This window comes from Herbiconiux sp. SALV-R1 (assembly GCF_013113715.1).
GTDB lineage: Bacteria > Actinomycetota > Actinomycetes > Actinomycetales > Microbacteriaceae > Herbiconiux.
Window position 1 is genome coordinate 3,715,750 of sequence record NZ_CP053344.1, and the last position, 22,582, is coordinate 3,738,331.

The 22,582-nt window shown below is 67.5% G+C and carries 21 protein-coding genes; 6 read left to right on the plus strand and 15 right to left on the minus strand.

The window, feature by feature from the left end:
- Nucleotides 1–61: 61 nt before the first annotated feature.
- Together nadA and HL652_RS17715 are read right to left on the minus strand one after the other, a co-directional pair.
- Nucleotides 62–1,360, minus strand: coding sequence for a quinolinate synthase NadA (gene nadA / locus HL652_RS17710; protein WP_171706530.1), 1,299 nt, complete (start codon nucleotides 1,358–1,360; stop codon nucleotides 62–64).
- On the minus strand, nucleotides 1,357–2,148 hold the full coding sequence (locus HL652_RS17715) for an NUDIX hydrolase (protein WP_371743523.1): 792 nt from the start codon (nucleotides 2,146–2,148) through the stop codon (nucleotides 1,357–1,359). Before HL652_RS17715 ends, nadA begins: the two co-directional genes overlap by 4 nt.
- Before the next feature lie 178 nt (nucleotides 2,149–2,326).
- On the opposite strand from HL652_RS17715, the gene HL652_RS17720 reads away from it, so the two are divergent.
- On the plus strand, nucleotides 2,327–3,520 hold the full coding sequence (locus HL652_RS17720; RefSeq protein ID WP_171706532.1) for a Fic family protein: 1,194 nt from the start codon (nucleotides 2,327–2,329) through the stop codon (nucleotides 3,518–3,520).
- On the opposite strand, the gene HL652_RS17725 is transcribed toward HL652_RS17720, so the two are convergent.
- The gene (locus HL652_RS17725; protein WP_171706533.1) at nucleotides 3,517–4,197 is read right to left on the minus strand and encodes an SDR family NAD(P)-dependent oxidoreductase; all 681 of its coding nucleotides are present in this window, start codon (nucleotides 4,195–4,197) and stop codon (nucleotides 3,517–3,519) included. The genes HL652_RS17720 and HL652_RS17725 overlap by 4 nt on opposite strands.
- Before the next feature lie 85 nt (nucleotides 4,198–4,282).
- Here HL652_RS17725 and HL652_RS17730 point away from each other — a divergent pair, with 85 nt between their 5' ends.
- Nucleotides 4,283–5,119 (plus strand): helix-turn-helix domain-containing protein, encoded by an 837-nt coding sequence (locus HL652_RS17730; RefSeq protein ID WP_171706534.1) that lies wholly within the window; start codon nucleotides 4,283–4,285, stop codon nucleotides 5,117–5,119.
- Between the two features lie 13 nt (nucleotides 5,120–5,132).
- On the opposite strand, the gene HL652_RS17735 is transcribed toward HL652_RS17730, so the two are convergent.
- Nucleotides 5,133–5,948, minus strand: a complete 816-nt coding sequence (locus tag HL652_RS17735; RefSeq protein ID WP_171706535.1) for a hypothetical protein — start codon at nucleotides 5,946–5,948, stop codon at nucleotides 5,133–5,135.
- 207 nt (nucleotides 5,949–6,155) lie between these two features.
- On the opposite strand from HL652_RS17735, the gene HL652_RS17740 reads away from it, so the two are divergent.
- Both HL652_RS17740 and HL652_RS17745 read left to right on the plus strand, forming a co-directional pair.
- Nucleotides 6,156–6,953: an HAD-IIA family hydrolase gene (locus HL652_RS17740; RefSeq protein WP_171707436.1), complete on the plus strand. Its 798-nt coding sequence runs from the start codon at nucleotides 6,156–6,158 to the stop codon at nucleotides 6,951–6,953.
- A gap of 60 nt (nucleotides 6,954–7,013) precedes the next feature.
- A complete protein-coding gene (locus tag HL652_RS17745; protein WP_171706536.1) occupies nucleotides 7,014–7,772 on the plus strand; it encodes a DUF4190 domain-containing protein in 759 nt (252 codons plus the stop codon).
- Here the strand turns inward: HL652_RS17745 and HL652_RS17750 are convergent.
- The 11 genes from HL652_RS17750 to HL652_RS17800 all read right to left on the minus strand — a co-directional run bounded on the left by HL652_RS17750 (nucleotide 7,769) and on the right by HL652_RS17800 (nucleotide 19,722).
- Nucleotides 7,769–8,761, minus strand: a complete 993-nt coding sequence (locus HL652_RS17750) for an IS481 family transposase (RefSeq protein WP_171706537.1) — start codon at nucleotides 8,759–8,761, stop codon at nucleotides 7,769–7,771. The genes HL652_RS17745 and HL652_RS17750 overlap by 4 nt on opposite strands.
- A 179-nt stretch (nucleotides 8,762–8,940) precedes the next feature.
- A complete protein-coding gene (locus HL652_RS17755) occupies nucleotides 8,941–9,792 on the minus strand; it encodes an SMP-30/gluconolactonase/LRE family protein (RefSeq protein ID WP_171706538.1) in 852 nt (283 codons plus the stop codon).
- Complete coding sequence (locus tag HL652_RS17760) at nucleotides 9,789–10,715, minus strand: sugar kinase (RefSeq protein WP_171706539.1); 927 nt, start codon at nucleotides 10,713–10,715, stop codon at nucleotides 9,789–9,791. Before HL652_RS17760 ends, HL652_RS17755 begins: the two co-directional genes overlap by 4 nt.
- A gap of 5 nt (nucleotides 10,716–10,720) precedes the next feature.
- Nucleotides 10,721–11,524 (minus strand): SDR family NAD(P)-dependent oxidoreductase, encoded by an 804-nt coding sequence (locus tag HL652_RS17765; RefSeq protein WP_171706540.1) that lies wholly within the window; start codon nucleotides 11,522–11,524, stop codon nucleotides 10,721–10,723.
- Nucleotides 11,521–12,921, minus strand: a complete 1,401-nt coding sequence (locus tag HL652_RS17770) for a hypothetical protein (protein ID WP_171706541.1) — start codon at nucleotides 12,919–12,921, stop codon at nucleotides 11,521–11,523. The genes HL652_RS17765 and HL652_RS17770 overlap by 4 nt, the downstream gene beginning before the upstream one ends.
- On the minus strand, nucleotides 12,918–13,919 hold the full coding sequence (locus HL652_RS17775) for an NAD-dependent epimerase/dehydratase family protein (RefSeq protein ID WP_171706542.1): 1,002 nt from the start codon (nucleotides 13,917–13,919) through the stop codon (nucleotides 12,918–12,920). The genes HL652_RS17770 and HL652_RS17775 overlap by 4 nt, the downstream gene beginning before the upstream one ends.
- Nucleotides 13,920–13,947: 28 nt before the next feature.
- Nucleotides 13,948–14,724: an ATP-binding cassette domain-containing protein gene (locus tag HL652_RS17780; protein ID WP_171706543.1), complete on the minus strand. Its 777-nt coding sequence runs from the start codon at nucleotides 14,722–14,724 to the stop codon at nucleotides 13,948–13,950.
- Entirely contained in the window at nucleotides 14,721–15,719 is a 999-nt protein-coding gene (locus tag HL652_RS17785; RefSeq protein ID WP_171706544.1) for an ABC transporter permease, read from the minus strand. Before HL652_RS17785 ends, HL652_RS17780 begins: the two co-directional genes overlap by 4 nt.
- A 60-nt stretch (nucleotides 15,720–15,779) precedes the next feature.
- Entirely contained in the window at nucleotides 15,780–16,889 is a 1,110-nt protein-coding gene (locus HL652_RS17790; RefSeq protein ID WP_171706545.1) for a substrate-binding domain-containing protein, read from the minus strand.
- Between the two features lie 164 nt (nucleotides 16,890–17,053).
- Nucleotides 17,054–18,772 carry a dihydroxy-acid dehydratase gene (locus HL652_RS17795; protein WP_171706546.1) on the minus strand — a complete coding sequence of 573 codons (1,719 nt, stop codon included), beginning with the start codon at nucleotides 18,770–18,772 and terminating at the stop codon, nucleotides 17,054–17,056.
- A 32-nt stretch (nucleotides 18,773–18,804) separates the two neighbouring features.
- The gene (locus HL652_RS17800) at nucleotides 18,805–19,722 is read right to left on the minus strand and encodes a dihydrodipicolinate synthase family protein (RefSeq protein ID WP_171706547.1); all 918 of its coding nucleotides are present in this window, start codon (nucleotides 19,720–19,722) and stop codon (nucleotides 18,805–18,807) included.
- A 246-nt stretch (nucleotides 19,723–19,968) separates the two neighbouring features.
- Between HL652_RS17800 and HL652_RS17805 the strand changes: the two genes are divergently transcribed.
- Nucleotides 19,969–21,492, plus strand: a complete 1,524-nt coding sequence (locus HL652_RS17805) for an APC family permease (protein ID WP_171706548.1) — start codon at nucleotides 19,969–19,971, stop codon at nucleotides 21,490–21,492.
- A 7-nt stretch (nucleotides 21,493–21,499) separates the two neighbouring features.
- Complete coding sequence (locus HL652_RS17810) at nucleotides 21,500–22,573, plus strand: aldose epimerase family protein (protein ID WP_171706549.1); 1,074 nt, start codon at nucleotides 21,500–21,502, stop codon at nucleotides 22,571–22,573.
- Nucleotides 22,574–22,582 lie beyond the last annotated feature (9 nt).

Sequence of the window (22,582 nt, forward strand, 5' to 3'; positions counted from 1 at the left end):
ACAAAGTCCGTCTGAACCGACGTTTCGACGGACTTTGTCCGCAAGAAAGTGGAGGCGCCGCTCATGGCCGGGCCGCGAGCATCCGCTCGAGGGCCACGCGCGCAGGCACGGCGACGTCGTTGGGAACCGTGATCTGGTTCACCACGCGCCCCGCCACGAGCTCCTCGAGCACCCACGCCAGGTAGCCGGGGTGGATGCGGTACATCGTCGAACACGGGCAGATGACGTCGTCGAGGCAGAAGATGGTGTGCTGCGGGTACTCGTTCGCGAGCCGCTGCACGAGGTTGATCTCGGTGCCGATCGCGAAGGTCGACCCCGCGGGCGCCGCCGCGATGGCCTTGGCGATGAAGTCGGTCGAGCCCGCCGCGTCGGCCGCGTCGACCACGGGCATCGGGCACTCGGGGTGCACGATCACCTGCACGTCGGGGTGCTCGGCCCGGGCCTTGTCGATCTGCGCCACCGTGAACCGCTTGTGCACCGAGCAGAACCCGTGCCACAGCACGACCTGGGCCTCGAGCAGCTCCTCGGGCGTCGAGCCGCCGAACGCCTTGCGCGGGTTCCACATCGGCATGCGCTCGAGCGGCACCCCCATCGCCTTCGCGGTGTTGCGGCCGAGGTGCTGGTCGGGGAAGAACAGCACGCGCTGCCCCCGCTCGAACGCCCACTCGAGCACCGTGGCCGCGTTCGACGAGGTGCACACGATGCCGCCGTTGCGGCCGCAGAAACCCTTCAGGTCGGCCGAGGAGTTCATGTACGTGACCGGGATGATCGGCACGCGCCCCGACGCATCCGGTTCGCTGCCGTAGAGGTCGGTGAGCTGCGCCCAGGCGTCTTCGACCGAGTCGATGTCGGCCATGTCGGCCATCGAGCACCCCGCGGCGAGGTTAGGCAGGATGACGCTCTGCTCGGGCCGCGCCAGCACGTCGGCGGTCTCGGCCATGAAGTGCACGCCGCAGAACACGATCGCCTCGGCCTGCGGCACCGTGAGCGCCGCGTTCGCGAGCTGGAACGAGTCGCCCACGAAGTCGGCGTACTGCACCACCTCGTCGCGCTGGTAGAAATGGCCGAGCACGACCACCCGGTCGCCGAGGGTCTCCTTCGCGGCCCGGATGCGCGCATCCAGTTCGTCTTTCGACGCCGTCTTGTAGACCTCGGGCAGCACACCCTGGCGGGGCGCGTCGGCGGGGATGGGGTCGGCGACGGATGCTCCCGGCCCGTAGGAGGGCGCCTGCAGGTCGAACACCCACGGCCCGTCGGCGAGACCGGGGGTGCAGGTCGACGCGGTGGCGCCGGGCGGGGTGGCGGTTCCCGCCTCGATGAGCTGGATAGTGCTGTCGACCGACAGGGCTGACGGGGTCATGGCTTCGGCTTTCTCGGGAGGGGTCCGCGATCGACGGGATCGACGGCCTGGTTGTAGCGGTAGAGCTTGGGCGGGCGGTAGCTGGTCCCGGTGACGCGCTTGCCGGTGGGCACGATGGCGTTCGACGACTCGATCTGCCGCCGGAAGTTCGCCGGGTCGAGCGAACGGCCGAGCACGGCCTCGTGCACCTCGCGCAGCTCGGCGAGAGTGAAGGTGTCGCCGAGGAAGGCGTGGGCGATGCGGGAGTACTCCACCTTGTTGCGCAGGCGCCAGAGGGCGTACTCGATGATGACGTCGTGGTCGAAGGCGAGGTCGGGCAGGTCGTCGACCGAGAACCAGGCGACGTTCTCGTCGCCGGCGCTGTGCTCGCTCGACTGGGTGACCTCGTCGGCGTTCACCAAGGCCCAGTAGACGATGGAGACGACCCGGTCGGTTGCGCCGGGCGCCGCATTCGTCGCCTCCGGCGCGCGGTCGAGGGTGCCGAAGGCGTAGAGCTGCTCGAGGTAGTTAGGTGCGAGCGCCGTCGTCGCCCGCAGGGTGCGGGCCGCCGCGGCCTCGAGGTCTTCGTCGAGGCCGAGCGGGCCGCCTGGCAGCGCCCACTGCCCCTCGTACGGCGGCCGGATGCGCCTCACCAGCGGCAGCCACAGTCCCGGCGACGACGTCGCTGCCTCTCGGGCCGGGCGCAGGGCGAAGATGACCGTCGAGACCGCGAGCAGCAGGCCCGTCTGGCGCGCCGCGGATGCGGGTGCGGCCCCGGGTGCGCTCGGGTGCGCGGCTGGCTCGGTCATCGTCATCGTCCGTTCACCGTCCGGCAGCCCGCCGGACTAAAGGTTGCCCTGACTATAACCCTTAGAGTCGCCGCGACACAAACACGATGAAGGGTGATAATCCGATATAGGCTCCCGCTATCTCGGGTTAATGAAATAAGGCAAGATAACATAGGTCTTGACTCGCATTGGAGATGTCATGGAGTGGCCCGCACATGAGCACCGCACGGTCGGGTGGTCGCAGTCCCGGCGGGCCGGCACGCGTGCCGACCGCATACTCCGCGAGGTCGTGGTCTCACTCCCGCCCGTCATCGCCGAACTTCCCACAGGGGCACCGGCGATCGACGAGCTCGCTGTCACGGCATCTATCGGAAGGCTCGACGAGCGAGCACACGCGGGCAGCCTCGGCGCGCTCGGAACGATGATGATCAGGCTCGAGTCGGTGGCATCGTCGAAGATCGAGCACCTGGAGGCGAGCGCGCGCGACTTCGCCCGAGCACTCGCGGGCAGTCGGGCCAACTCCTCGGCGACCGCCATGGTCGCGGCGTCGAACGCCATCCGCGACCTCATCGACTCGGTCTCGGGGGGAGGGCTCATCACGCGAGAAGCCCTTCTCCGGGCCCACGCCGAGCTGATGGCCGACGACCCCGCCGAGCGCGACGTCGCCGGGCGGTTCCGCACGATGCAGAACTGGATCGGCGGGAGCGACTACTCCCCGCGCGACGCCCTGTACGTGCCGCCGCCTCCCGAGACCGTCGACGACTACATCGACGACCTCCTCGCCTTCTCGAACCGGGATGACCCGCCACCGGTCACCCAGGCGGCGATCGCCCATGCGCAGTTCGAGTCGATCCACCCGTTCACCGATGGCAATGGCCGCATCGGCCGCGCTCTCATCCAGGCGATCCTCCGTCGACGCGGAGTGTCCCACGCGGTCGTCGTGCCGATCGCGTCGGCCCTGGTCGCCGATCGAGAGCGGTACTTCTCTCTGCTCACCGAATATCGTTCGGGCGACGTACGGCCGATCGTCGACGGCATCGTCAGCGCCTCGGGGCTGGCGGTCGCCGCATGCCTCCCGCTCCCCGAGCGGCTCGCGGCGCTCCCTGCCGAATGGCGCGAGCTCAGCGGAGCCCGTCGGTCGTCGACAGCCGATCTGCTCATCGACAGGCTCGTCGCCGACCCGGTCGTCACCGCCGCCTCCATCGAGACCATCCTCGGTGTCGGGTACACGGCGGCGAACGGCGCGATCGCCTCGCTCGTCGACGCGGGGGTGCTGTCACCGCTCAACGACCGCAAGCGCGACCGTGCCTTCGTCGCCGCCGACGTGCTCGCCGAACTGGAGAGCCTGGAGCGCGAGATCCGAGATGCAGCGCGTCGATCGCGGGCCGATTAGTAGTCGATGCGGCCGTCGCGGTTGTGGAACTCGGCGGTGGGCCCGTCGGGGCCGATGGTGGCGAGGGCGATGGTCGCATCCGTTCCCTCGGTCACGGTCTGGTGGCCCGAGAAGCCGTTGAACGCGGTCGCCGTGTAGCCCGGGTCACTCGCGTTCACACGGAAGCCGGGGAGATTCTTCGCGTACTGCACGGTGAGCGCGATGACCGCCGCCTTCGACGCCGCGTACGGCACCGCGGTCACCGGGAACTCGTCGTGCGCGGGGTCGAGCAGCCACCTGGCGAAGCCCACTCCCGAGGCGACGTTGACGATGACGGGAGACGCGGATGCTCGCAACAGCGGCAGCGCCGCCTGCGTCACGCGCACGATGCCGACGACATTGGTGTCGAGAACCTGCGTCATCTCGGTCGCGTCGAGCCCGTCAAGGGCGTGGCGTGTGCCGAGCACTCCCGCGTTGTTCACGAGCACGTCGAGCTCGGGGATGCTCGCGAGGGCGGCGTCGACGCTCGCCTGGTCGGTGACGTCGAGCTGAACGGGGATGGCCCCGAGCTCGCGCACCGGGCCGGCGTCGGCGAGGTCGCGGAGGCCGGCGTAGACGGTGTGGCCCGCGTCGCGGAGGCGGCGGACGGTCTCGAGGCCGAGCGATCGGCCGGCCCCGGTGATGAGTGTCGTTGTCATGCTCCGAGCTTCCGCCCCCGGGCGGCCATCACCCAGGTACCGTCGGTACCACCCACGCGGGGTCGGGCGGGCGCAGAATCGAGGCATGACCGAACTCGCGGCACTGCTCCGCTCCTGGCGTGATCGGGTGCGACCCGAGGAGGCGGGCCTGCCCTCCGGTGGAGCGCGCCGCACACCCGGGCTCCGCCGGGAGGAGCTCGCCATGCTGGCCGGCATCAGCGTCGACTACGTCGTGCGCCTCGAGCAGGGGAGGGCAGAGCATCCGTCACCCCAGATGCTGGCCGCACTGGCCCGGGCGCTGAGACTCAGCGACGACGAGCGCGACCACCTCTACCGGGTGGCAGGTGCCGTGCCGCCTTCGTCCGACGAGGTCCCCCGGCACATCGCGCCCGGGGTGCAGCGGCTGGTCGACAGACTCGGACACAGCCCAGTGTCGGTGCACTCGGCGGCCTGGGACATCCTGTACGTCAACCCGCTCTGGATCACGCTGTTCGGCGACCCGGCGGGGCGGTCGGCTCTGGAGCGCAACATCCCGTGGCAGCAGTTCGTGCTCGGCATCCACCAGGTGGAGTTCGACGACCGGCACGCCTCGGAGTTCGACGCCGATCTCGCCGCCGACCTGCGCACGGCCCTGCGGCGCTACCCCGCCGATCGCAGCCTCGCCACCCTCGTCGCCCGGCTGCGCGCCGAGTCGCCGCGCTTCGAGGCGCTCTGGGCGTCGGCTCACATCGCGCAGCACCGCTCGACCCGCAAGCGCATTCTCGGAACCGCGGCCGGCGACATCGACGTCGACTGCGACGTGCTCACCGTGCCGGGGCACGACCTGCGCATCGTCGTGTACTCGGCCGTGCCGGGATCGGAGGACGAGAGCAAGCTCGACCTGCTGCGCGTCGCCCGCCCGGTGCGGGCCGCCGCTCGCTGAAACCGCCTCTCCTTCAGCCTGCCGGATCGGTGACCGGAGGCACGGGGTCAGCAGGAGCGGGTGCAGGTGAAGTCGGATACCGTTCCCACACTCCCGGCTGCTCCCACCACGGATTGGGCACGAACCAGCCCGCCGGAGTCGGGCTGTCATCGCCACCGCCACCACCCCCGCCACCGGAGGCCGCCTCTTCGGCAGCGCGGCGGGCCTGCTCCTCGTTGTAGGCGAGCTGGGAATCCTGGGTGGCGCGGGTCGCGGTGAGTACGTCCTGCACCTGCGCCGATGTCGCCGTGGTCGCGGGCGAGGCGAGCTGCGCCTGCTGCTCCACGATGGCCATATAGGCCGCGTCTCGCACCGCCTGCTCGGCGTTCGGGGCGCCCTCGTTGAGCACCTGGATGGCCATGGTCACCACCCCGGCCCGCACCTGCCCGACCGCGGCGAGCACGGCGTCGAGGTCGGTGGCGAGTCGCTCCTCGTCGACCGGCGGCTCGGCCTGGCTCGCCGCGGGGCCGCCCGCCATCGACAGCTGCACCACCTCGATGTCGGCAGCCAACTGCTCCGCAGCGGCGGCGAGCGCCGTGCGCGCCTCGGGGGATGCCCAGCCGTCACTCGCGGCGACCAGCGCCCGCGCATCGGCGACGAGCGGCTCCGCCGCAGGATCGAGCTCGACGACCTGCTCGATCGGCATCGGTGACGGGGTTGCGGTCACCGTGGCGACCGCGCCGGCTCCGTCGGGCCCGACCGGCCCCGCGCATCCGCTGAGCGTCAGCACGCCCGCGACTGCCGCCACCAGAGCGAGCCGCGTGGTCGCGCCTGCGCGCGTCGACCTCATGAGCACCATCGTCTTTCCACCGTTCCGGCGCCGCGCGCCCCCGCCGTCAGCATAGAGAAGAGTGCGGATGCGCCGCCCGCTCCCGTTCGGGGCACGCCATGAGCCAACCCCGCATCGGCGCCGGCGGGCGCGGATCGCGCCGACGGCGGGGCACGCGCCCAGGCTCGCCCGGTAGCCTGGGGGCGGATGCGACGAGAGGGAGTGCCGATGTCACGCCGCGACGAGATCGAATGCTGGCTCACCGACATGGACGGGGTGCTGGTGCACGAGAACCACCCCATCCCCGGGGCGGCCGAGCTGCTGCAGCAGTGGCGTGACGAGAACAAGCCGTACCTGGTGCTGACCAACAATTCCATCTTCACGCCGCGCGATCTGAGCGCACGGTTGCGCGCATCCGGCCTCGAGGTTCCGGAGGAGTTCATCTGGACCAGCGCGCTCGCCACCGCCGCCTTCCTCAAAGACCAGATGCCGGGCGGCAGCGCCTTCGTCATCGGCGAGGCCGGCATCACGACGGCCCTGCACGAGGCGGGCTTCATCATGACCGAGACCGCGCCCGACTACGTCGTGATCGGTGAGACGCGCAACTACTCCTTCGAGGCGATCACGAAGGCCATCCGCCTCATCGGGCAGGGCTCGCGCTTCATCGTCACGAATCCGGATGCGACAGGCCCCAGTGCGGAAGGCCCGCTTCCCGCGACGGGGGCGATCGCAGCCCTCATCACCAAGGCCACGGGCAAGGAGCCGTACGTCGTCGGCAAGCCGAACCCGATGATGTTCCGCTCGGCCATGAACCGCATCGGGGCGCACTCGGAGAACACCGGCATGATCGGCGACCGCATGGACACCGACGTGGTGGCGGGCATCGAGGCGGGCCTGCACACCATCCTCGTGCTCACCGGCATCAGCGACCAGGCCGAGATCGCCAAGTACCCGTTCCGCCCCGACGAGATCATCGACTCGGTCGCCGACCTGCTGTCGAACGAACTCATCGAGACCGAGCTCTGACGGCATTCTCGAAGGTTCCGCGCTAGCGCCGCGCGGCCGGCATCCGGGCAGGATGGAGGCATGACCACTCCGCCCCCGGCAGACCCCGTCGGCAAGCCGCGCCTCAACGTCGTCGGGCTCGTGTCGCTGCTGGTGGCGATCGCGGGCATCGCGTTCGCGGTGGTGCCGGCGGTGGCGCCCGTGGGCTGGGTGCTCATCGTGGTGGGGCTGGTGCTCGGCATCGTCGCGATGTCGCTGCGCAGCAGGAGCCGCGGGCTCGCCATCGCCGGGCTCGCGGTGTCGGCCCTCGGCATCGTGGTCGCGGGCGTGGTGATCGTGGTCTCGCTGATCGGCTCGGCCCCGACCTTTCCCTCACCGTTCCCCTCGGCGAGCGCCTCGCGCGAGGAGACCCCTGACGCGACCCCCTCGGGCAGCATCGACGACCCCCTACCGCTCGGCACCCCCATCGAGCTCGCAGGATGGACGTACACGATCGACGACCTCGTCACGAACCCCGCGACGGTCGAGGCGCAGATGAGCGAGTCGGGCAACTACTTCGTTCCCGCCGAGGCGGGTCAGCGCTACGTCGTGATGGGCTACTCGATCACGAACGACGGCGACGACCCCGCCTACCCCATGGAGGTGCCCACCGCCCTCGTCTCTCCCGACGACGACGACCTCAGCATCGATCTACCGCGCTACGTGATCGACGACACCGACCTGCTCCCGCCGGGAGACACACGGATGCTCTCCGTCGCGTTCCTCATACCCGACGACTCCCAGCCCCTGCTGCGGGTGACCCAGAACATCGTCGCCGACCCCGTCTACGTCGAGCCCTAGATGTACTGCCCAGGCAGGTTGATCAATCTGCTGATGGGTGGTTTTGCTCCGATGGCGGTGTGGGGCCTGTGGTGATTGTATTCGTGGAGCCAGGCCGGGAGTGCGGCCCGTCGGGCGGACTCGCTGTTGTAGTGGCGTGAGAACGCCCATCCGTCGGCGAGGGTGCGGTGGAAGCGTTCGATCTTGCCGTTGGTCTGTGGCCGGTAGGGGCGGGTCTTCTTCGGTCGAATGCGGAGCTCGGCGCAGGTGTCGCGCCAGAGGTGCGATTTGTAGGCCGGGCCGTTGTCGGAGAGGACCCGCTCGACCGTGATGCCGCGGGCGGCGAACCATGCCGCGGCTCGGCGGAGCACGCTGACTGCGGTGACGGCGGTCTCGTCGTCGTGGATCTCGGCGTAGGCAACGCGGGAATGGTCATCGATCACGGTGTGCACGAACGCGGTCCCGATCTTCGGGTTGTAGTGATGGTTTCGTGGTTTTCCAGGAGTTGCGGCCCGGTTCCGGTCACCCTGTTGCCGACCGACGAATCGGTGCCCGCCACCATCGGGGATGTTGCCGATCTTCTTCACGTCGACGTGGATCATCGACCCGGGACGATCGTGCTCGTATCGGCGGACGGGTTCACCGGTTCGGACATCGACGTGATGCAGCCGGTTCAGTCGCACACGCACCAGAACGGCGTGGACGGTCGAGGCCGGCATGTTCAGCTTGGCACCGATCCCGACGGGACCGAGACGTTTCTTCCACCGCAGATGCACGATTTTCCGCACAAGGGGCTGTGGTGTCCTGTTCGATACGCGGTGGGGCCTTGAGGAGCGATCCTCCATCCCCGCGGCGCCAGCGAGTTCGTATCGCTCAGCCCACCGTTTCGCGGTCGGCCATGACACGTGAAAGAACACAGCCGCGTGAGCAATCGGCCACCCGTCATCAACGATCAGAGGAGCAAGACGCACACGTTGAACGGGCGTGAGAGCAGCATTACGGTGAGTCACGAAGACCTCCGGCAGTGGTGATGGAACCTAGACAGCTCCAACCCTCCACCGGAGGTCTTCGTCACCTCAAGACGTCACACACCAACCAACGCCCCTGGGCAGTACACCTAGAGCCCCGACGGTCGGACTCCGGCAGTCAGACCCCGAGGGTCGAGCCTCCCCGCGATTGCTGGCTGCGGCTATCGGGCTGCGCGAAAGGGCCTGACCGGCGAACCCGAGTGGTGCACTTTGATGGCGAAGATTGCGCCGGCCGAGGGCTCAGCACGACGGCTCAATCCCTGCCGCGAAGTAGAGATGAAGAGAGTTTGGAGATTTTTCCCTCCGAGGGCACATGACGTCGGTTGAGACGCGCGCACGGTCACGACATCGGTGAGTTCCCCGTGAGCGTCGTATCGGCGCACCTGACCCGCGCCCCAGATCGCCACCCAGATACCTCCGGCCGAGTCCACGGTCAGGCCATCGGGTACGCCGTCGTCGATCACGACGAAGGGAACTCGGTCCGAAAGGTGGCCGGTTTCGTGCGCGGTGAGTCGATCTATTCGACCGGTGGGTGAATCGACGTAGTAGGTGACTTCCCCGCTTGGTGACCAGTCGATTCCGTTCGACTCGGATACGTCGACGAGTTCGCGCGTCGCTTGAAGGTCGGGAGAGATCCGCCAGAGCGTTCCACGTTCGGGCATCTCCAGATTGTGTGTGGTTCCCACATAGAAGTCGCCCTGCGGACTACAGCCGCCTTCGTTGAAGCGGAGCTCGGGATCGTCGAACACGAGCCGTCCGCGCTCGAGGCCCCGATGGCCGGCGCCAGGTGGCGAGATAGCGATCTGACGATCGAGTGCATAGACGAAGCCACCGGCCGTCGTCGGGCGAACGCAGGCTACGGTTTCGCCTACGTGGAAACGGCGCACTGCCTTCGGCGCGAGTGTCAGGACATCGCCGGCGAGCATGTCCAGCCAGTGGAGGCGACCCTTGGCCCACACTGCTCCTTCTCCGTGATAGGCCACGGCGCCGGTGATCTGATCCGCCTCTCTCATCGTGCCACTCCCGCCGTCAACCCGAGCTGATGGCGGTAGGGGAGCGACTCCCAGTCGCCGAGGCCCCCCACTGTGAGCGCGGCACACTGCGTGCCACGAGCGAGGCGTTCACGGGGTGACGCGCCCTCCGCGCGCGCGGTGAGGTACCCGGCAACGAAGCTGTCTCCGGCCCCGATGACATCCACGACCACGACTGGCTCCGCCTCGACATGCGCTGCAGCACCGGTGGAGTCGAAGACGGAGGCCCCGTCAGCCCCTCGCTTGACAACGACCTCCGACGCACCCTGTGAGAGGAGTCTCCGCACGAGGTCGACCGACGATGCGGGTGAGATGTCCGCCAGCTCGTCATCACCGATGAACACGATGTCGCTCGACGAAGCGGCCCGGAGGATCGCGCTCTTGAGTCCATTGCCGTACGGGAGGGTACGCCTCAGATTGACATCGAACGACACGAGCACATGAAGCGCACGAGCCTTCTCGATCGCAGCGTGAACTGCGTGCCTGGAACCCTCGCCCAGACCGAGAGTGATGCCGCTGACGTGGACGATGTCGGCCGGCTCGGCTGCAAATGCCTTGACGACATCTGACGTGGCAAGCGCCGATCCGGCGTTTCCGGCGCGCAGGTAGGTGACGTCGGTCCTACCAGAGCTGCGATGGTCCCTGACCATCATCGCGGTGGCACGATCGTCGACGATGCGCACGTATGAGGTGTCGACGCCTTCTCCGCGGAGGTCCCGAAGGATCCGGCGCCCCATCGAGTCGTTGCCCACGCACCCCACGTACGTCGCGCCGTGACCTAACCGCGCGGCACCGATGGCCACGGTGGCTTCCGCACCCGCCAGTCCGAAGCGTAGTGTGCGCGCCGTGCTGAGCGGCTCACCTTGCTGAGTGGCGACATACCCGAGAGTTTCTCCGATGGTCATCAATCTCATTGGTGTGCCGAACCTCCTCGTGAACGGCGCGTGGCATCGTCGTCGCGCGCGCGACTCAGCCCGGCGATCATTGCTCCGTCCACGACGATCGTCGAACCGTTGATGTAGGAGGACGAGGGGCTGAGGAGGAATGCCACGACTCGTGCGACTTCTTGTGGGTCGCCCAGTCGACCCAGCGCGTTCCAGCTGGAGAGGCGAGTTCGGGCGGCCTGTGGATCTTGCGCCGAGTCGAACGATGCCTGCAATGCCACTGTCTGGATGGATCCGGGCGCCACGGCATTCGTCCGTATCCCCCTGACTCCGTAGGTGACTGCCGCGTTGCGGGTGAGCGCCTCGATCGCTGCTTTTGTCATCTCGTAACCCGCGTAGCCCGGGTGCGCCTGATGGGCGTGGACCGAGGAGATGTTGACGATGCTTCCCCGCGTGCCCGCCCGGGTGAACGCGGAGATCGCCTGAGCCGTTCCCCAGGTGGTTCCGAGAAGGTTGACGTCAATGAGTCGGCGGAGAATGTGCTCGTCGATCGTCTCGAGGTCTTCGATGAAAGTCACTCCCGCGCAGTTGACCCAGCCGGAAATCTCGCCCACAACTGATGCACGATGAGCGGCGCGCAGATGGACCTCGCGGTCGGCGACGCTGCCGACGACGGCCTCATGTTCACCGCCGGGCAGCAGGTCGATAGTTCCGCGGAGACCGGCTTCATCGACATCCACGCCAACGACCGCCCAGTCTTCGCGAGCCAGCTCGATCGCGATCGACCTTCCGAGACCGCTTGCGGCTCCGCTGACGACCACGCTCTTCACGCCACCACATCCCTGGCCGGAGGGAGCGACGCGATGATGTCGTCGGCGGCATCGATGACACGTTCCAGCGAACCGCGCGCGAGGAGTGTCTGCCAGACCTGATAGCGATCGCGGTCATAGGCGTCGGCGGGCGGTAGGTACATGAATCCCGGCCCATTCGTGAGATTCAACACCGCCACGGCGAAACGGGGGTGCCGCCGTCGCAGCTCGGTCTGCAGCAGCGAGTACGCCTCGCCGGGCTGCGCGACGAGCACCGCATCGCCGATGCGCCAGACGAACAGCGGATGCGCGGCGCGGGCGCCATCGCTGTATCCCAGCGCCAGGCGCCCCGCTCGCCGCACGCGTTCCTCAGCTGCCCGGGGGGTGATGTCTGCCCAGCGAAGCGCGGCCTCCTTCGGCGTCAGCATCGGCCGGACGTCGAGATCGACCGCAGTCGCCACCCACTGCCGTTCGGACGGCGGGGTGTCATACGTGGCGCGCCAGACACCGAGCGGTGCACCTGATTCGAGTACGGCATCGAAGACCACGCTCGTCGCCGGTTCCTCCATCGCGCCGAGTGTCGCCAAGGCCGCGTGTCCGAGCGCCCTTCCGAGTCGGTCGGCGGTTCGAGTGTCGCCGGTGTGACGAGGTCCCAGGTCACCGGACGCCCCTTGCAGGAACAGGCACATCGCACCAGTCTCGGCTTCGACCACCTCCCGAGTCGCACCCACGAAATCAGGGGATACGAGCTCGTTCTCCCATGCAAGCACGGTGGGATGACAGGCATAGTTCACGATCACACCGACGGTCTCACGCGTGGCGGCACCGACGATGCGCCCGATCAGCACGGTGTTGTCGGGCTTCTCCGTCGGGTTGAATCCGATCACATCCCGATCGCCGCACGGGAGGTCGCGCACCACTGCGATGTCCGATGCGCCGTAAGCCCAGGTGATGATCATGTCAGACGCGCATTCGCGTGCCTGGGCGCAGACCGCGACTAGCTGGTCGAGAACGCGGTCGCCGTACTCACGCACGTCCTCCACCCCTGGCAGACCGGGATCGCGGTCGTTCACGGAGGGGCCCGCGTGGGTGTGCACCAGGTGGAGGAGCACCCTGTCCGCATCCACCTCTAACTCTCTACAGAGCGGCTCATGGAACGACGCGAACACATCGTGGCTCTGCCACCAGCCGAGGTCGACCGAGAGCAGATACCGCCACCCCTCTGACCCGTCGAGGAACGCGAGGGCCTTCGCGAGCAGGGGCCGATGGATACCGTCGGCGAAGTCGCCGGGGGCGGCGCCCCAATTGCGGGCCCGGATATCCGGCGGCGGCGTGATGTCGCGTTCGGCCAAGCCGAGGAATACCGAGGACTCGCGGGGAGTCCACCGCGCCGACGCCGGTTCGGACCGGCTGGTCACGATCGCTCCCCGACCTCGGAGATGATGGTCTCGATGTCGCGGCTGGGTGCGTAGCCCAGGCGGTCCCGGATGCGCGAGATGTCGGTCTTGATCGAGAAGGCGGGACCGGGCAGCTCGAGCTCGACGAAGGGGATGCCGAGGGCTTCGGAGAGTCGTGGCACGACGTCCTCGTACTCGAAGGACTCCGGTCCCGACACGTTGAATGTGTCACCTACCGCAGCCGGTTCGGTGAGCAACAGCATCAGCGCGTCGATCAGATCCCGCACGTCGCAGAAGTGGTTGCGGTACGACGCGCCGCTGTGATCGCGCGGGAGCAGCAGCGTGTTGTCCTGGTCGGCGATCGCCCCATCGATCACGGCGACGGCATCGAGCCGGCCGAGGCCGGCGAACAGCGCGCGGAGACCAGACGCGAAGAACAGCCGGCCGGACCACCCGTCGTGCCGCGTAATCTCCTCCGCCGCAGCGGTCAGGGCGAAACGCACTGTGGTCACCGGCAGGGCATAGGCGCGACCGTAGAAATCGGTCAACACCTCGTCGAGCTGTTTGGTGAGTCCGTAGAAGCTGTATGGCGCGAGCGAAAGCTGCTCGTGGATGTCTCCGTCGATCGCGAGGGCCGGGTAGACCTCGTCACTGCTCACGGTGACGAAGCGGTGGAAGTCGGGAAGTTGCGAAGCGGCGTCGAGCAGGTGGAAACTCGCCTCCACATTCGACCTGAACAAAGCGGGCGCTGCCGAGCGATCCCAGTCCATGAGGGCAGCCAGGTGCACTACCGCCTGGACGGAGTGGACGGCGGACTCCGCCACCTCCCGGTCGCCGAGGGAACCCTCGATCACGGTGATTCGGGCGTCGAGTCGGCTGCGGCCGGGATCTCCGGGTAGTACGACAGTGCGCACATGGGCTCCCAGATCGAGAAGACGTTCGCTGAGACGGCTTCCGACCCGTCCGGTCGCTCCGGTCACCAGCACGGTTCCGCCGCGCATCCATTCGTTGTCGTTCATCAGTTCCTCTTCCTTCGCAGCGAGATGTTCAACCGACCCGTGCGGCCGGATTGCCTTCGACGATCAGCCCCATCAGTTGCTGAACGGTGAGTTTTTCGTGACGGATGTCGGCGACCTTCCGGCCGTGACGCAGCACCACCACGTGGTCGGCGAGTTCCGACACGTGCGGCAGGGCGTGGCTGATGAGTCCGATCGCGAGGCCCCGTTCTTTGATGGACGTGATGAGCTCGAGCACCGCGGTCGACTCACGGAGGCCGAGGGCCGCCGTCGGCTCGTCCATCAGCACGATGTCCTTCGCCCAGAACGCCGAGCGCGCGATAGCCACGCACTGCCGCTGCCCGCCCGACATCGAACCGACGACCGGGCCGACCACGGCCGGCAGGTTGATGCTGAGGGAAGCGACCTCGGCGCGGGCCTGGGCGGCCATCCGTTTCTTGTCGAGCACCCTGAGCGGACCGAACGCGCGCTTGCGCAGTTCGCGGCCGAGGAAGACGTTCGCGGTGACGTCGAGGTTGGCCGCGAGAGCCAATTCCTGATACACGACCTCGACCCCTTGAAGGCGGGCGTCCAAGGGGTCGTGGAAGCGCACCTCCCGGCCGCCGAGGTGCAGGGTTCCGCTGTCGGGCCGCACCGCGCCGGTAAGCATCTTGATCAGCGTCGACTTGCCCGCCCCGTTGTCGCCGACGATGGCGGTGATCTCACCCGGGTGGAACTCGATCGAGATGTCCGTGGCCGCCTCGATGTGGCCGTAGCGCTTCGTGAGGCCACGCGCTTCGTAGGCGGGGACGCCTGTCGCCCCCCTCATCGCGTCTGCCTCCGCGTCTTGATCTGGTCGAAGACCACAGCAATGAGCAAGATTCCTCCTAGGAAGATGAACTGGGCGGCGACGCCCAGGTTGAGCAACTGGATGCCGTTGTTGATGACGCCGATGAGGATGACGCCGAACACGGTGCCGATCACGGTTCCGCGCCCGCCGGTGAGCGCCGTTCCTCCGAGGATGACCCCCGCCAAGATGGACAACTCGAGCCCGGTGAGAGCGTTCGCGTCGCCGACAGTCGTGTATCCGGCCACGACTGCTCCGGCCACCGCGGAGAAGACGGCGCTCAGCACGTATAGCTGAAAGGTACGGCGACGCACCGGGATGCCGGCCAGGCGAGCCATGCGGCCTTCTGGGGAGCCGCCGATGGCGTACCAGTGCCGGCCCCACACCGTCGAGCGAAGGAGAAATCCGGCGACGACGAACGCGACGGCCATCAGCAGGAGCGAGAACGGCACCCCGAAGATGCGTCCCTGACCGAGGAATCGCACGACGGGATCGCTGACCGGGATGACGACGCCGGCGGTCACGAGGAATGCCAGCCCGCGAACCAGGAACTGTGTGCCGACCGTTACGACGAACGGATTGATTCCGACGTAGCTGATCAGACCGCCGTTGACCGCCCCGATGACGAGGCCGCTCAGCATCGCGAGGCCGATCGCGAGCCACCAGGGCAGCCCGGCGCTGAGCGACACCGCGACGACGCAGCCCGAGAACGCCATGACTGCCGAGATCGACAGGTCGAGGCCGCCGCTGATCAGCACGGCGGTGGTGATCGCGGCGACGATGCCGGTGAAGGAGATCGCTGCGCCGATGTTGAGCAGGTTCGCCGGCCGGAGGAAGTAGGGGCTGAGGAGACTGAGAGCCACGGAGACCACGACAAGAGCGATGATCAGTCCGAGGTATTGAGCACCCGATCCGGCACGGATGAGCCGCGTGAGGTCGGGCCGTCGACGAAGCGACAGACTGGGGTTGGTGGTCATGTGGAGCCTTCCGTGTGGGTCGGGCGGGACGTCGGCGTTCGACGCCCCACCCGAGGCGGATCAACGTGCCGGCAGCTCTGCCGGCAGCATCGTGATGGGGGCGTAGACCTGGGCGGGCACGGGCTTTCCGGCGGCGATGTCTTCCGCGAGGGGGATCCAGTATTCGCCCCACTGAGCGGCACCGAGGTCGACTGTGCCGATCAGCGCCGTGTTGCCGGCCTCGATTGCATCGAGCACGGCCGAGCCGCCGTTGACACCCACGACGGCGGCGTCTGCCTGGCGACCGGCCAGCTCGAGGGCGTTTGCGTCAGCCAGAGCCCAGAGATCGGCGTTCGTGCAGACCAGGATGTGTCCCGCATCCGGGTTCGACGTGAGGACGTCGCTGAAGTTGTTCTGCAGCTCCAGCGCGTTGGTGCTGTTCGTGTCATGACTGATCGACGGGATACCGGGGAAGGCCTCTTCGACGACCGACTTGCAGGTGCCGGCACGTTTGGCGACCTCGGGACCGCCCACCGGGTACAACGTGGTGATGAGGGTCGAGTCCTCCGCCGTCCAGCCCTGGGCCTCGGCGAACTCGACGAGGCGTTCACCCTCGAGCCGGCCCATGTCACTGTTGCTCGGTCCGAAGAGCACCGTGCCGTCGTACTCCGTGACGACCTGGACGACCGGCAGGCAGGCTTCCTGGTAGACCTGGTTGACGCTGGCCAGGAGGTCGTCGACCTGATTGTTGCTGACCACGACACTCGGCTCGCGCACGACGATCGAACGAGCTGCAGCGACCGGCTCGCTGGTGCTCGGGAACTTGTAGTCGGCGAAGGCGAGCGAGACTCCCGCATCCTCGGCGAACGAGGTCATGCTCTCGTTCATCGTCACGTTGACCTCGTTGACAGTGTCCTGTGCCGCGAAACCGACCGTGAAGTCACCAGTCGGCTTCCGCGCTGCGGCGGCCCATTCGTCCGGGTGATCCTCCGCCGGCTGGAAGGCGCACGAAGCCGCATCCCAGGACACCCAGTCCTCGCTGTTGCCGCTGGACTCGGCGGTGCTGAAGGCGTCCTCCGCGAAGGTCGGGCCCTTGCCGGACTCCGCTTCGCCGTTTTCTGAGGTGCATCCGGTGAGAGCGAGCACACTGACGGCGGCCAGCGCGACCGCCGCGGGGAGAGTGCGTTTCATATCGATCCTCTTTTCTGTGAATGGTGCGGTGCATCCCGACATCGGCGTCGGGAGATCGGGGATAGTCGCGATGTTCGAGGCGTGTCAGGGCGCGCTCGATGGCCCGGCGGGCCTGCATGCTCGGCCGGGTCTTGAAAGTTGGTCAGTGGTGGGTCAGCGACTGATCAGGATCGGCCCACCGTCGGCTCCTGCCACTCGAGGGCTGCGTCGTCCTCAGGTACCAGGAAGTCGAAGTCGCAACCTTCCGGTGCCTGCAGCACGTGCTCATCGAACAGTCGCGGCCAGCCGCGCCGGTGACGGCTCGTCGGTTTCGTCCAGAGAGCACGCCGTCGGTCGAACTGGACGGCGTCGACGCGAGCGTGGATGCGTCCGCCCGCCGCATCGAGTTCGATCACGTCGCCGGTGCGCAGCAGGGCCAGGGGTCCGCCGGACGCTGCATCGGGCGCGATGTGCAGCACGCAGGTGCCGAAACTGGTGCCGCTCATGCGCGCGTCGCTCAGACGCACCATGTCGGTCACACCGGCTTCGGCGAGATGCTTCGGCACGGGGATCATGCCCCATTCGGGAAATCCGTCTCCCGCGCGGGGCCCACAGTTGCGCAAGATCAGCACGGAGCCCGCGGTCGCCCCGAGCTCTGGGTCGTCGATACGGGCGAGCATGTCCTCGTAGCCGTCGAACACGATCGCCGTGCCGACGTGGTTCAGCAGAGCCGGCGACGCGGCTGCCGTCTTGATCAGTGCACCGTCCGGCGCGATGTTGCCGTGCACCACGGCGAACGCCGGCACGTCCGTGACCGGATCGTGCAGGCTGCGTATGACCTGGCTCGCAGCTGAGTCCACGGTTGCTCCGAGGGCGGCCTCCCCGACGGAGACGACGTCGCGCCGCAGCAGAGGTGCGAGTTCCCTGAGGAGCGCGGGAACGCCCCCGGCTGCCGAGAAGGCCGCGATGTGACTGCTGCCGATGGGTGCGACGTCGACCAGCACCGGCGTCTGAGCAGAGGCGACCGCCAGGCGGTCGGGAGAGAGGCGGATACCTCGGCGACCGGCGATGGCGCTGAGGTGCACGAGCGCATTCGTCGACCCGCCGCAGGCCGCCAAGACGAGAAGTGCGTTGTCGAAGGCGGCTTCGGTGAGGATGTCCCTCGGCCGCTGTTGCTGCGCGACGAGGTCGACGATCCGCCGCCCGGCGAGGGTCGCCAGCTCAGCAAGACGCGGATCGTCGGATGGCAACACCGAGCTGCCGGGCAGCATCATGCCGAGCGTCTCGGCGAGGATGCCCATGGTCATGGCGGTGCCCATGACATTGCACGCGCCCTGGCTGCAGGACAGTGCGACCTCGAGGCCGTTCCAACCCTCGTCGTCGAGTTGACCTGCGCGCCGCTCAGACCAGTACGCCCAGAGATCGGTGCCTGCGCCGACCTCCGCCCCGCGGAACCGTCCCGGCGATCGGAAACCGCCGGTGACCTGGATGGCTGGCACGTCGGCGCTGGCTGCAGCCATGAGCTGGGCGGGGACTGTCTTGTCGCAATTGCCGAACAGCACGACACCATCGACGGGCTGGGAGCGGATGTACTCCTCGACCTCCATCGCCAGCAGGTTGCGGTAGAGCATCGCCGTGGGCTTCATCAGGTCTTCGCCGAGAGACATCACAGGCAGCTCCACCGCGGTCCCTCCCGCCGCCTCCACACCAGCACGGGCGGCGTCCACAAGACGGCGCAATGGCAAGTTGCAGGGATTGAAGCCGTTGATGGAGCTCATCAGCCCGATGACGGGGCGGGCGGCACCCGCCTCCACCGGGTGGCCAGCGGAACGCATGGCAGCCCTGTGCTCGAGACCGACCTCGTCGTCTCGAGAGAACCAGGCGGAGCTTCGCAGTGGTCGCATCGGGGTTCCTTTCTCGTGGCGGTTCACAGGTCCTACTGCCCTGCGGCACCGACCTCGCGACGGGCCATCACGCTGACGAGGTGGTCGAAGAGCCGATCGACCTCGCGCTCCGACTCGGCATCGAGGCGGTAGGCCACCGGTCCCCGAGCGAACACGTCATCGATCACACCTTGCCGTACCAGGAGATGTTTTTGAATCGCGATGTACGCGTCGAGGCTGCTCTGGATCAGCACGAGAGTGCTGATCGGGCCGTTGAGGGCATCGATGACGTCCTGATCTCCGTCACGGAGAGCACGCCACAGCGCGACGATGGCCCAGATGATGTCCGAACCGGGCATGGTGCCGGCGATGCCTCGTGCGTGGCTATCGACCAACGCGATCCCTCCGGTGCCCTCGAAGATCAGGGCGTCGCCGCCGGTCGCGTCGCGAAGGGCAGACAGCTTTGGACCGATGGGCTGAGACTCCGGCTTGAAATGCACACGATCGCCGAACTCTGTGAACAACCGTGCTTGCATCCCGATGCTGAGGCCGTGACCGAGGTAGCCCGACGCATCCTGCACGATCACTGGGATGTCCAACGCCTCGACCATCGCCGCGTAGTACGCGTAGACCTCGTCGTCGCTGAGCGACACCGACACCGGGGGGATCGCCATGACGGCGGACGCGCCGGAGGTCTGTGCGGACCGGGCGTGAGCCACGGCTACCCGGGTGCTCTCCGCCCCGGTGCTGGCGATCACGGGAACGCGCCCTGCTGTGTGACGGCAGATCGAGTCGACCAGGCCGTCTCGCTCCTGCGACGACAGGCGGAACGTCTCCGACACCATCCCCATCACTAGACCGTCAACGCCGTGCGTGAGCACCCAGTCGATCTCCGACCGGAGCGCCCTGACGTCGATGGCCAGGTCGGCATCGAACGGCGTGAGGAGTACCGGGAGTACACCGTGGATCATGGCGGCTCATTTCGAGGGCATCGGGTGGATCCGGGTCGGCGCTGCCCTGTTGCGACGACCGTTTGGCTGTTCGTTTGTTACGAACGGTGTTCGCATATAACCACCTAGCGTCGAAGCTCGTCAAGCTTGAAACAGCATAAATCTAGCTTGACAGCTCGGCTTCAGGTCGATAACGATGTGCTGACAGCTATTCGTGCTGTGCGAACGCTGTTCTGAAATTTACGCCGGCCATCCCGAAGGAGCGACATGCCTGCCATCCGACCCGACGCGCACCCCGCGCCGTCCCCGGCCAGCCCACCGGTTCAGGCGACCGGACTGGCCAGGGGATCCATCAGCGTCCGCCAGATCGTCTTCCAGTCCGTCGCATTCATGGGGCCGGGCGCGACGATCGTGTCCTCGCTTCCATTGGCGATGGCCTTCGCTGGTGGCGCTGCGGTCACCGCATGCCTGATCGCGCTGGCGGTGCTGCTGCTCGTCGCGAGCTCGGTAGCCCAGCTCGCGAAGCATCTGCCCTCGGCCGGCTCGTTCGCCACTTTCGCCAGCAACGGCCTGCACCCCACGGTCGGGTTCGTGGTGGGCTGGCTCTACGCGCTCCTGACCAACCTCGTGGCTCCGCTGCTGACGCTGATCTGGGCGTCGCTCCTGTCCTCCGCGACCGGTGCACCCGATCTGTGGTGGCTCTGGGCCCTGGGGCTGATCGTCGTCATCGGAGCCATCAACCTACGAGGAGTTCACGAATCCTCGCTGGTGAACCTGATCTTCGGCCTGACCGAGATCGTCTTGTTCGCCGGCCTCAGCATATGGATCGTCATCGCCGCCGGCTCGACCAACACTCTGGCAGTCTTCGGCACGGAGTTCGCGAACGTGCCCGGCTACACCGGCATCGCGGGCATCATCGCGGGAGCGACGTACTGCATCCTCGCCTTCAGCGGTTTCGAAGCAGCCGCCCCCCTCGCTGAGGAGACCGAGAACCCGAAAAAGAGTATCCCGCGCGCCGTCATGCTCTCTCTCCTCGGCATCGGCGTTCTGGAGATCTTCGCCGTGTACGCCGCCACCGTGGCGTGGGGACCTGACGACGCCGCGGGCTTCGCCTCCATCACCGGTTCGATCGGCGAGGGTTGGCAGGTGATCGCAGACCGCGTCCTGCCGATCGGGGCCCTCCTCGTTCTCATCGCCGTCGCAGTCTCCTGCTTCGCGAACGCCAACGCTGGCGTGAACAGCGCTACCAGGACGCTCTTCGCCCTGGGTCGCGTCAAGATCCTGCCCGGGGCGCTCGCGCAGGTCGACAGCCGTCGCTCGCCGCGCACGGCAGTGGTGGCCCAGATCGTCGTGACCCTGATCTTCACGTTCGGACTCGGGTTCGCTTTCGGACCGGGAACCGCCTTCGGCATCATCGGCACGGCGATCACACTCGCCTTCGTGCTCATCTACATGACTGTGCACCTGTCGTGCCTCGGCTACTTCCTCCGCAAACGACGCTCGGAGCTCAACGTCTGGCTCCACGTCGTGATACCTGTCGTCGGCTTCATCCTCCTGATCCCCGCGCTCCTGGTGGCGCTCGGCGCCAAAGTGGTCGATTTCATCAGTCCGATCGAGGCCCCTCTGTCGTACGGGGCATTCGCCGTCTGGGCCTGGATCCTCATCGGCGTCGCGTATCTCGTCGTCACCCGGTTGCGCACCCCGGCCAAGATCGGCCTGATGTCAAGCGTCATGGAGGACGTCGACGACTCCGATGTCGCACCACCGACCCGCCCCACCGAAACCCGTTAGGAAAGCGATGACCACCGAGACCACTTCGCCCACGGCCACCTCGACGCCGCGAGCACCGCACCTCTTCACGCTGGAGAACGACAGCATCCGCGTCGTGCTCACCGACGCGGGAGCCCGACTTCTGGAGCTCTGGGTCCCAGACGCAGCGGGTGAACGCGCCGACGTCGTCCTCGGCCGGGACACTCTTGCCAATGCATTCCGCGACCCCAACTACATGGGTTCGACCGCAGGCCGATATACCAATCGCATCCGGGACGGACGGTTCACTCTCGACGCGACCACCTACCAGCTCGAGCTCAACGAGGGCCGGAACCACCTGCACGGCGGCTTCGACGGATTCGACCGCCGATTCTGGGATGCCGAACCCGCGACCGACGGCAACGCTGTCACCTTCCGGCTCATCTCCGCCGATGGTGACGGCGGGTACCCGGGCGAACTCAGGTCGGCGGTCGAGTATCGGCTCACCGGGTCGGAACTCAGCATCACGATGACGGCGACGACGGATGCCGCGACCATCGTGAACTTGGTGAACCACTCCTACTTCAACCTCGGCGGCCACGCCTCAGGCGACGTGCTGAGCCACCAGCTGGAACTCGATGCCCCCTTCTACACGCCAGTCGATGGCGATCTGCTGCCGACAGGGGAAATCCTCTCGGTCGAGGGCACACCCTTCGACTTCCGCACCCCGAAGGCGATCGGGCGGGACATCGGGGAGGTCGTCAACGAGGCAGCCGGCCGCGATGTCGACGAGGCGGCAGGTTACGACCACAACTGGATTCTCGCCGGGCGGGGCCTGCGCACGGTGGGCCGGGTGACCCATCCCGCCAGCGGGCGAACTCTCGACCTGGCGACCGATCAGGCGGGGGTGCAGCTGTACGTCGGCGGCTACCTCGGCGGGGTGAGCGCGAAAGCACCGCTCACCGAATACGCGCCGTTCGCGGGGTTCACGCTGGAAACGCAGACCTTCCCGGACTCGCCCCACCATTCACATTTCCCGAGCCCGGTTCTCCGAGCCGGCCAGCAGTACCGCAACACCATGGTGCTGACCTTCGGCGCCACGACGCCGGCCGCACACGAGTGAGGACGACAT

Coding starts and splice junctions, on each gene's coding strand:
- HL652_RS17795 (WP_171706546.1), bottom strand. CDS start 18,772: ATGCGACCACTGCGAAGCTCCGCCTGGTTCTCTCGAGACGACGAGGTC.
- HL652_RS17800 (WP_171706547.1), bottom strand. CDS start 19,722: ATGATCCACGGTGTACTCCCGGTACTCCTCACGCCGTTCGATGCCGAC.
- HL652_RS17730 (WP_171706534.1), top strand. CDS start 4,283: ATGACCGAACTCGCGGCACTGCTCCGCTCCTGGCGTGATCGGGTGCGA.
- HL652_RS17760 (WP_171706539.1), bottom strand. CDS start 10,715: ATGACCATCGGAGAAACTCTCGGGTATGTCGCCACTCAGCAAGGTGAG.
- HL652_RS17790 (WP_171706545.1), bottom strand. CDS start 16,889: ATGAAACGCACTCTCCCCGCGGCGGTCGCGCTGGCCGCCGTCAGTGTG.
- nadA (WP_171706530.1), bottom strand. CDS start 1,360: ATGACCCCGTCAGCCCTGTCGGTCGACAGCACTATCCAGCTCATCGAG.
- HL652_RS17780 (WP_171706543.1), bottom strand. CDS start 14,724: ATGAGGGGGGCGACAGGCGTCCCCGCCTACGAAGCGCGTGGCCTCACG.
- HL652_RS17775 (WP_171706542.1), bottom strand. CDS start 13,919: ATGAACGACAACGAATGGATGCGCGGCGGAACCGTGCTGGTGACCGGA.
- HL652_RS17740 (WP_171707436.1), top strand. CDS start 6,156: ATGTCACGCCGCGACGAGATCGAATGCTGGCTCACCGACATGGACGGG.
- HL652_RS17745 (WP_171706536.1), top strand. CDS start 7,014: ATGACCACTCCGCCCCCGGCAGACCCCGTCGGCAAGCCGCGCCTCAAC.
- HL652_RS17720 (WP_171706532.1), top strand. CDS start 2,327: ATGGAGTGGCCCGCACATGAGCACCGCACGGTCGGGTGGTCGCAGTCC.
- HL652_RS17785 (WP_171706544.1), bottom strand. CDS start 15,719: ATGACCACCAACCCCAGTCTGTCGCTTCGTCGACGGCCCGACCTCACG.
- HL652_RS17725 (WP_171706533.1), bottom strand. CDS start 4,197: ATGACAACGACACTCATCACCGGGGCCGGCCGATCGCTCGGCCTCGAG.
- HL652_RS17810 (WP_171706549.1), top strand. CDS start 21,500: ATGACCACCGAGACCACTTCGCCCACGGCCACCTCGACGCCGCGAGCA.
- HL652_RS17735 (WP_171706535.1), bottom strand. CDS start 5,948: ATGAGGTCGACGCGCGCAGGCGCGACCACGCGGCTCGCTCTGGTGGCG.
- HL652_RS17755 (WP_171706538.1), bottom strand. CDS start 9,792: ATGAGAGAGGCGGATCAGATCACCGGCGCCGTGGCCTATCACGGAGAA.
- HL652_RS17805 (WP_171706548.1), top strand. CDS start 19,969: ATGCCTGCCATCCGACCCGACGCGCACCCCGCGCCGTCCCCGGCCAGC.
- HL652_RS17715 (WP_371743523.1), bottom strand. CDS start 2,148: ATGACCGAGCCAGCCGCGCACCCGAGCGCACCCGGGGCCGCACCCGCA.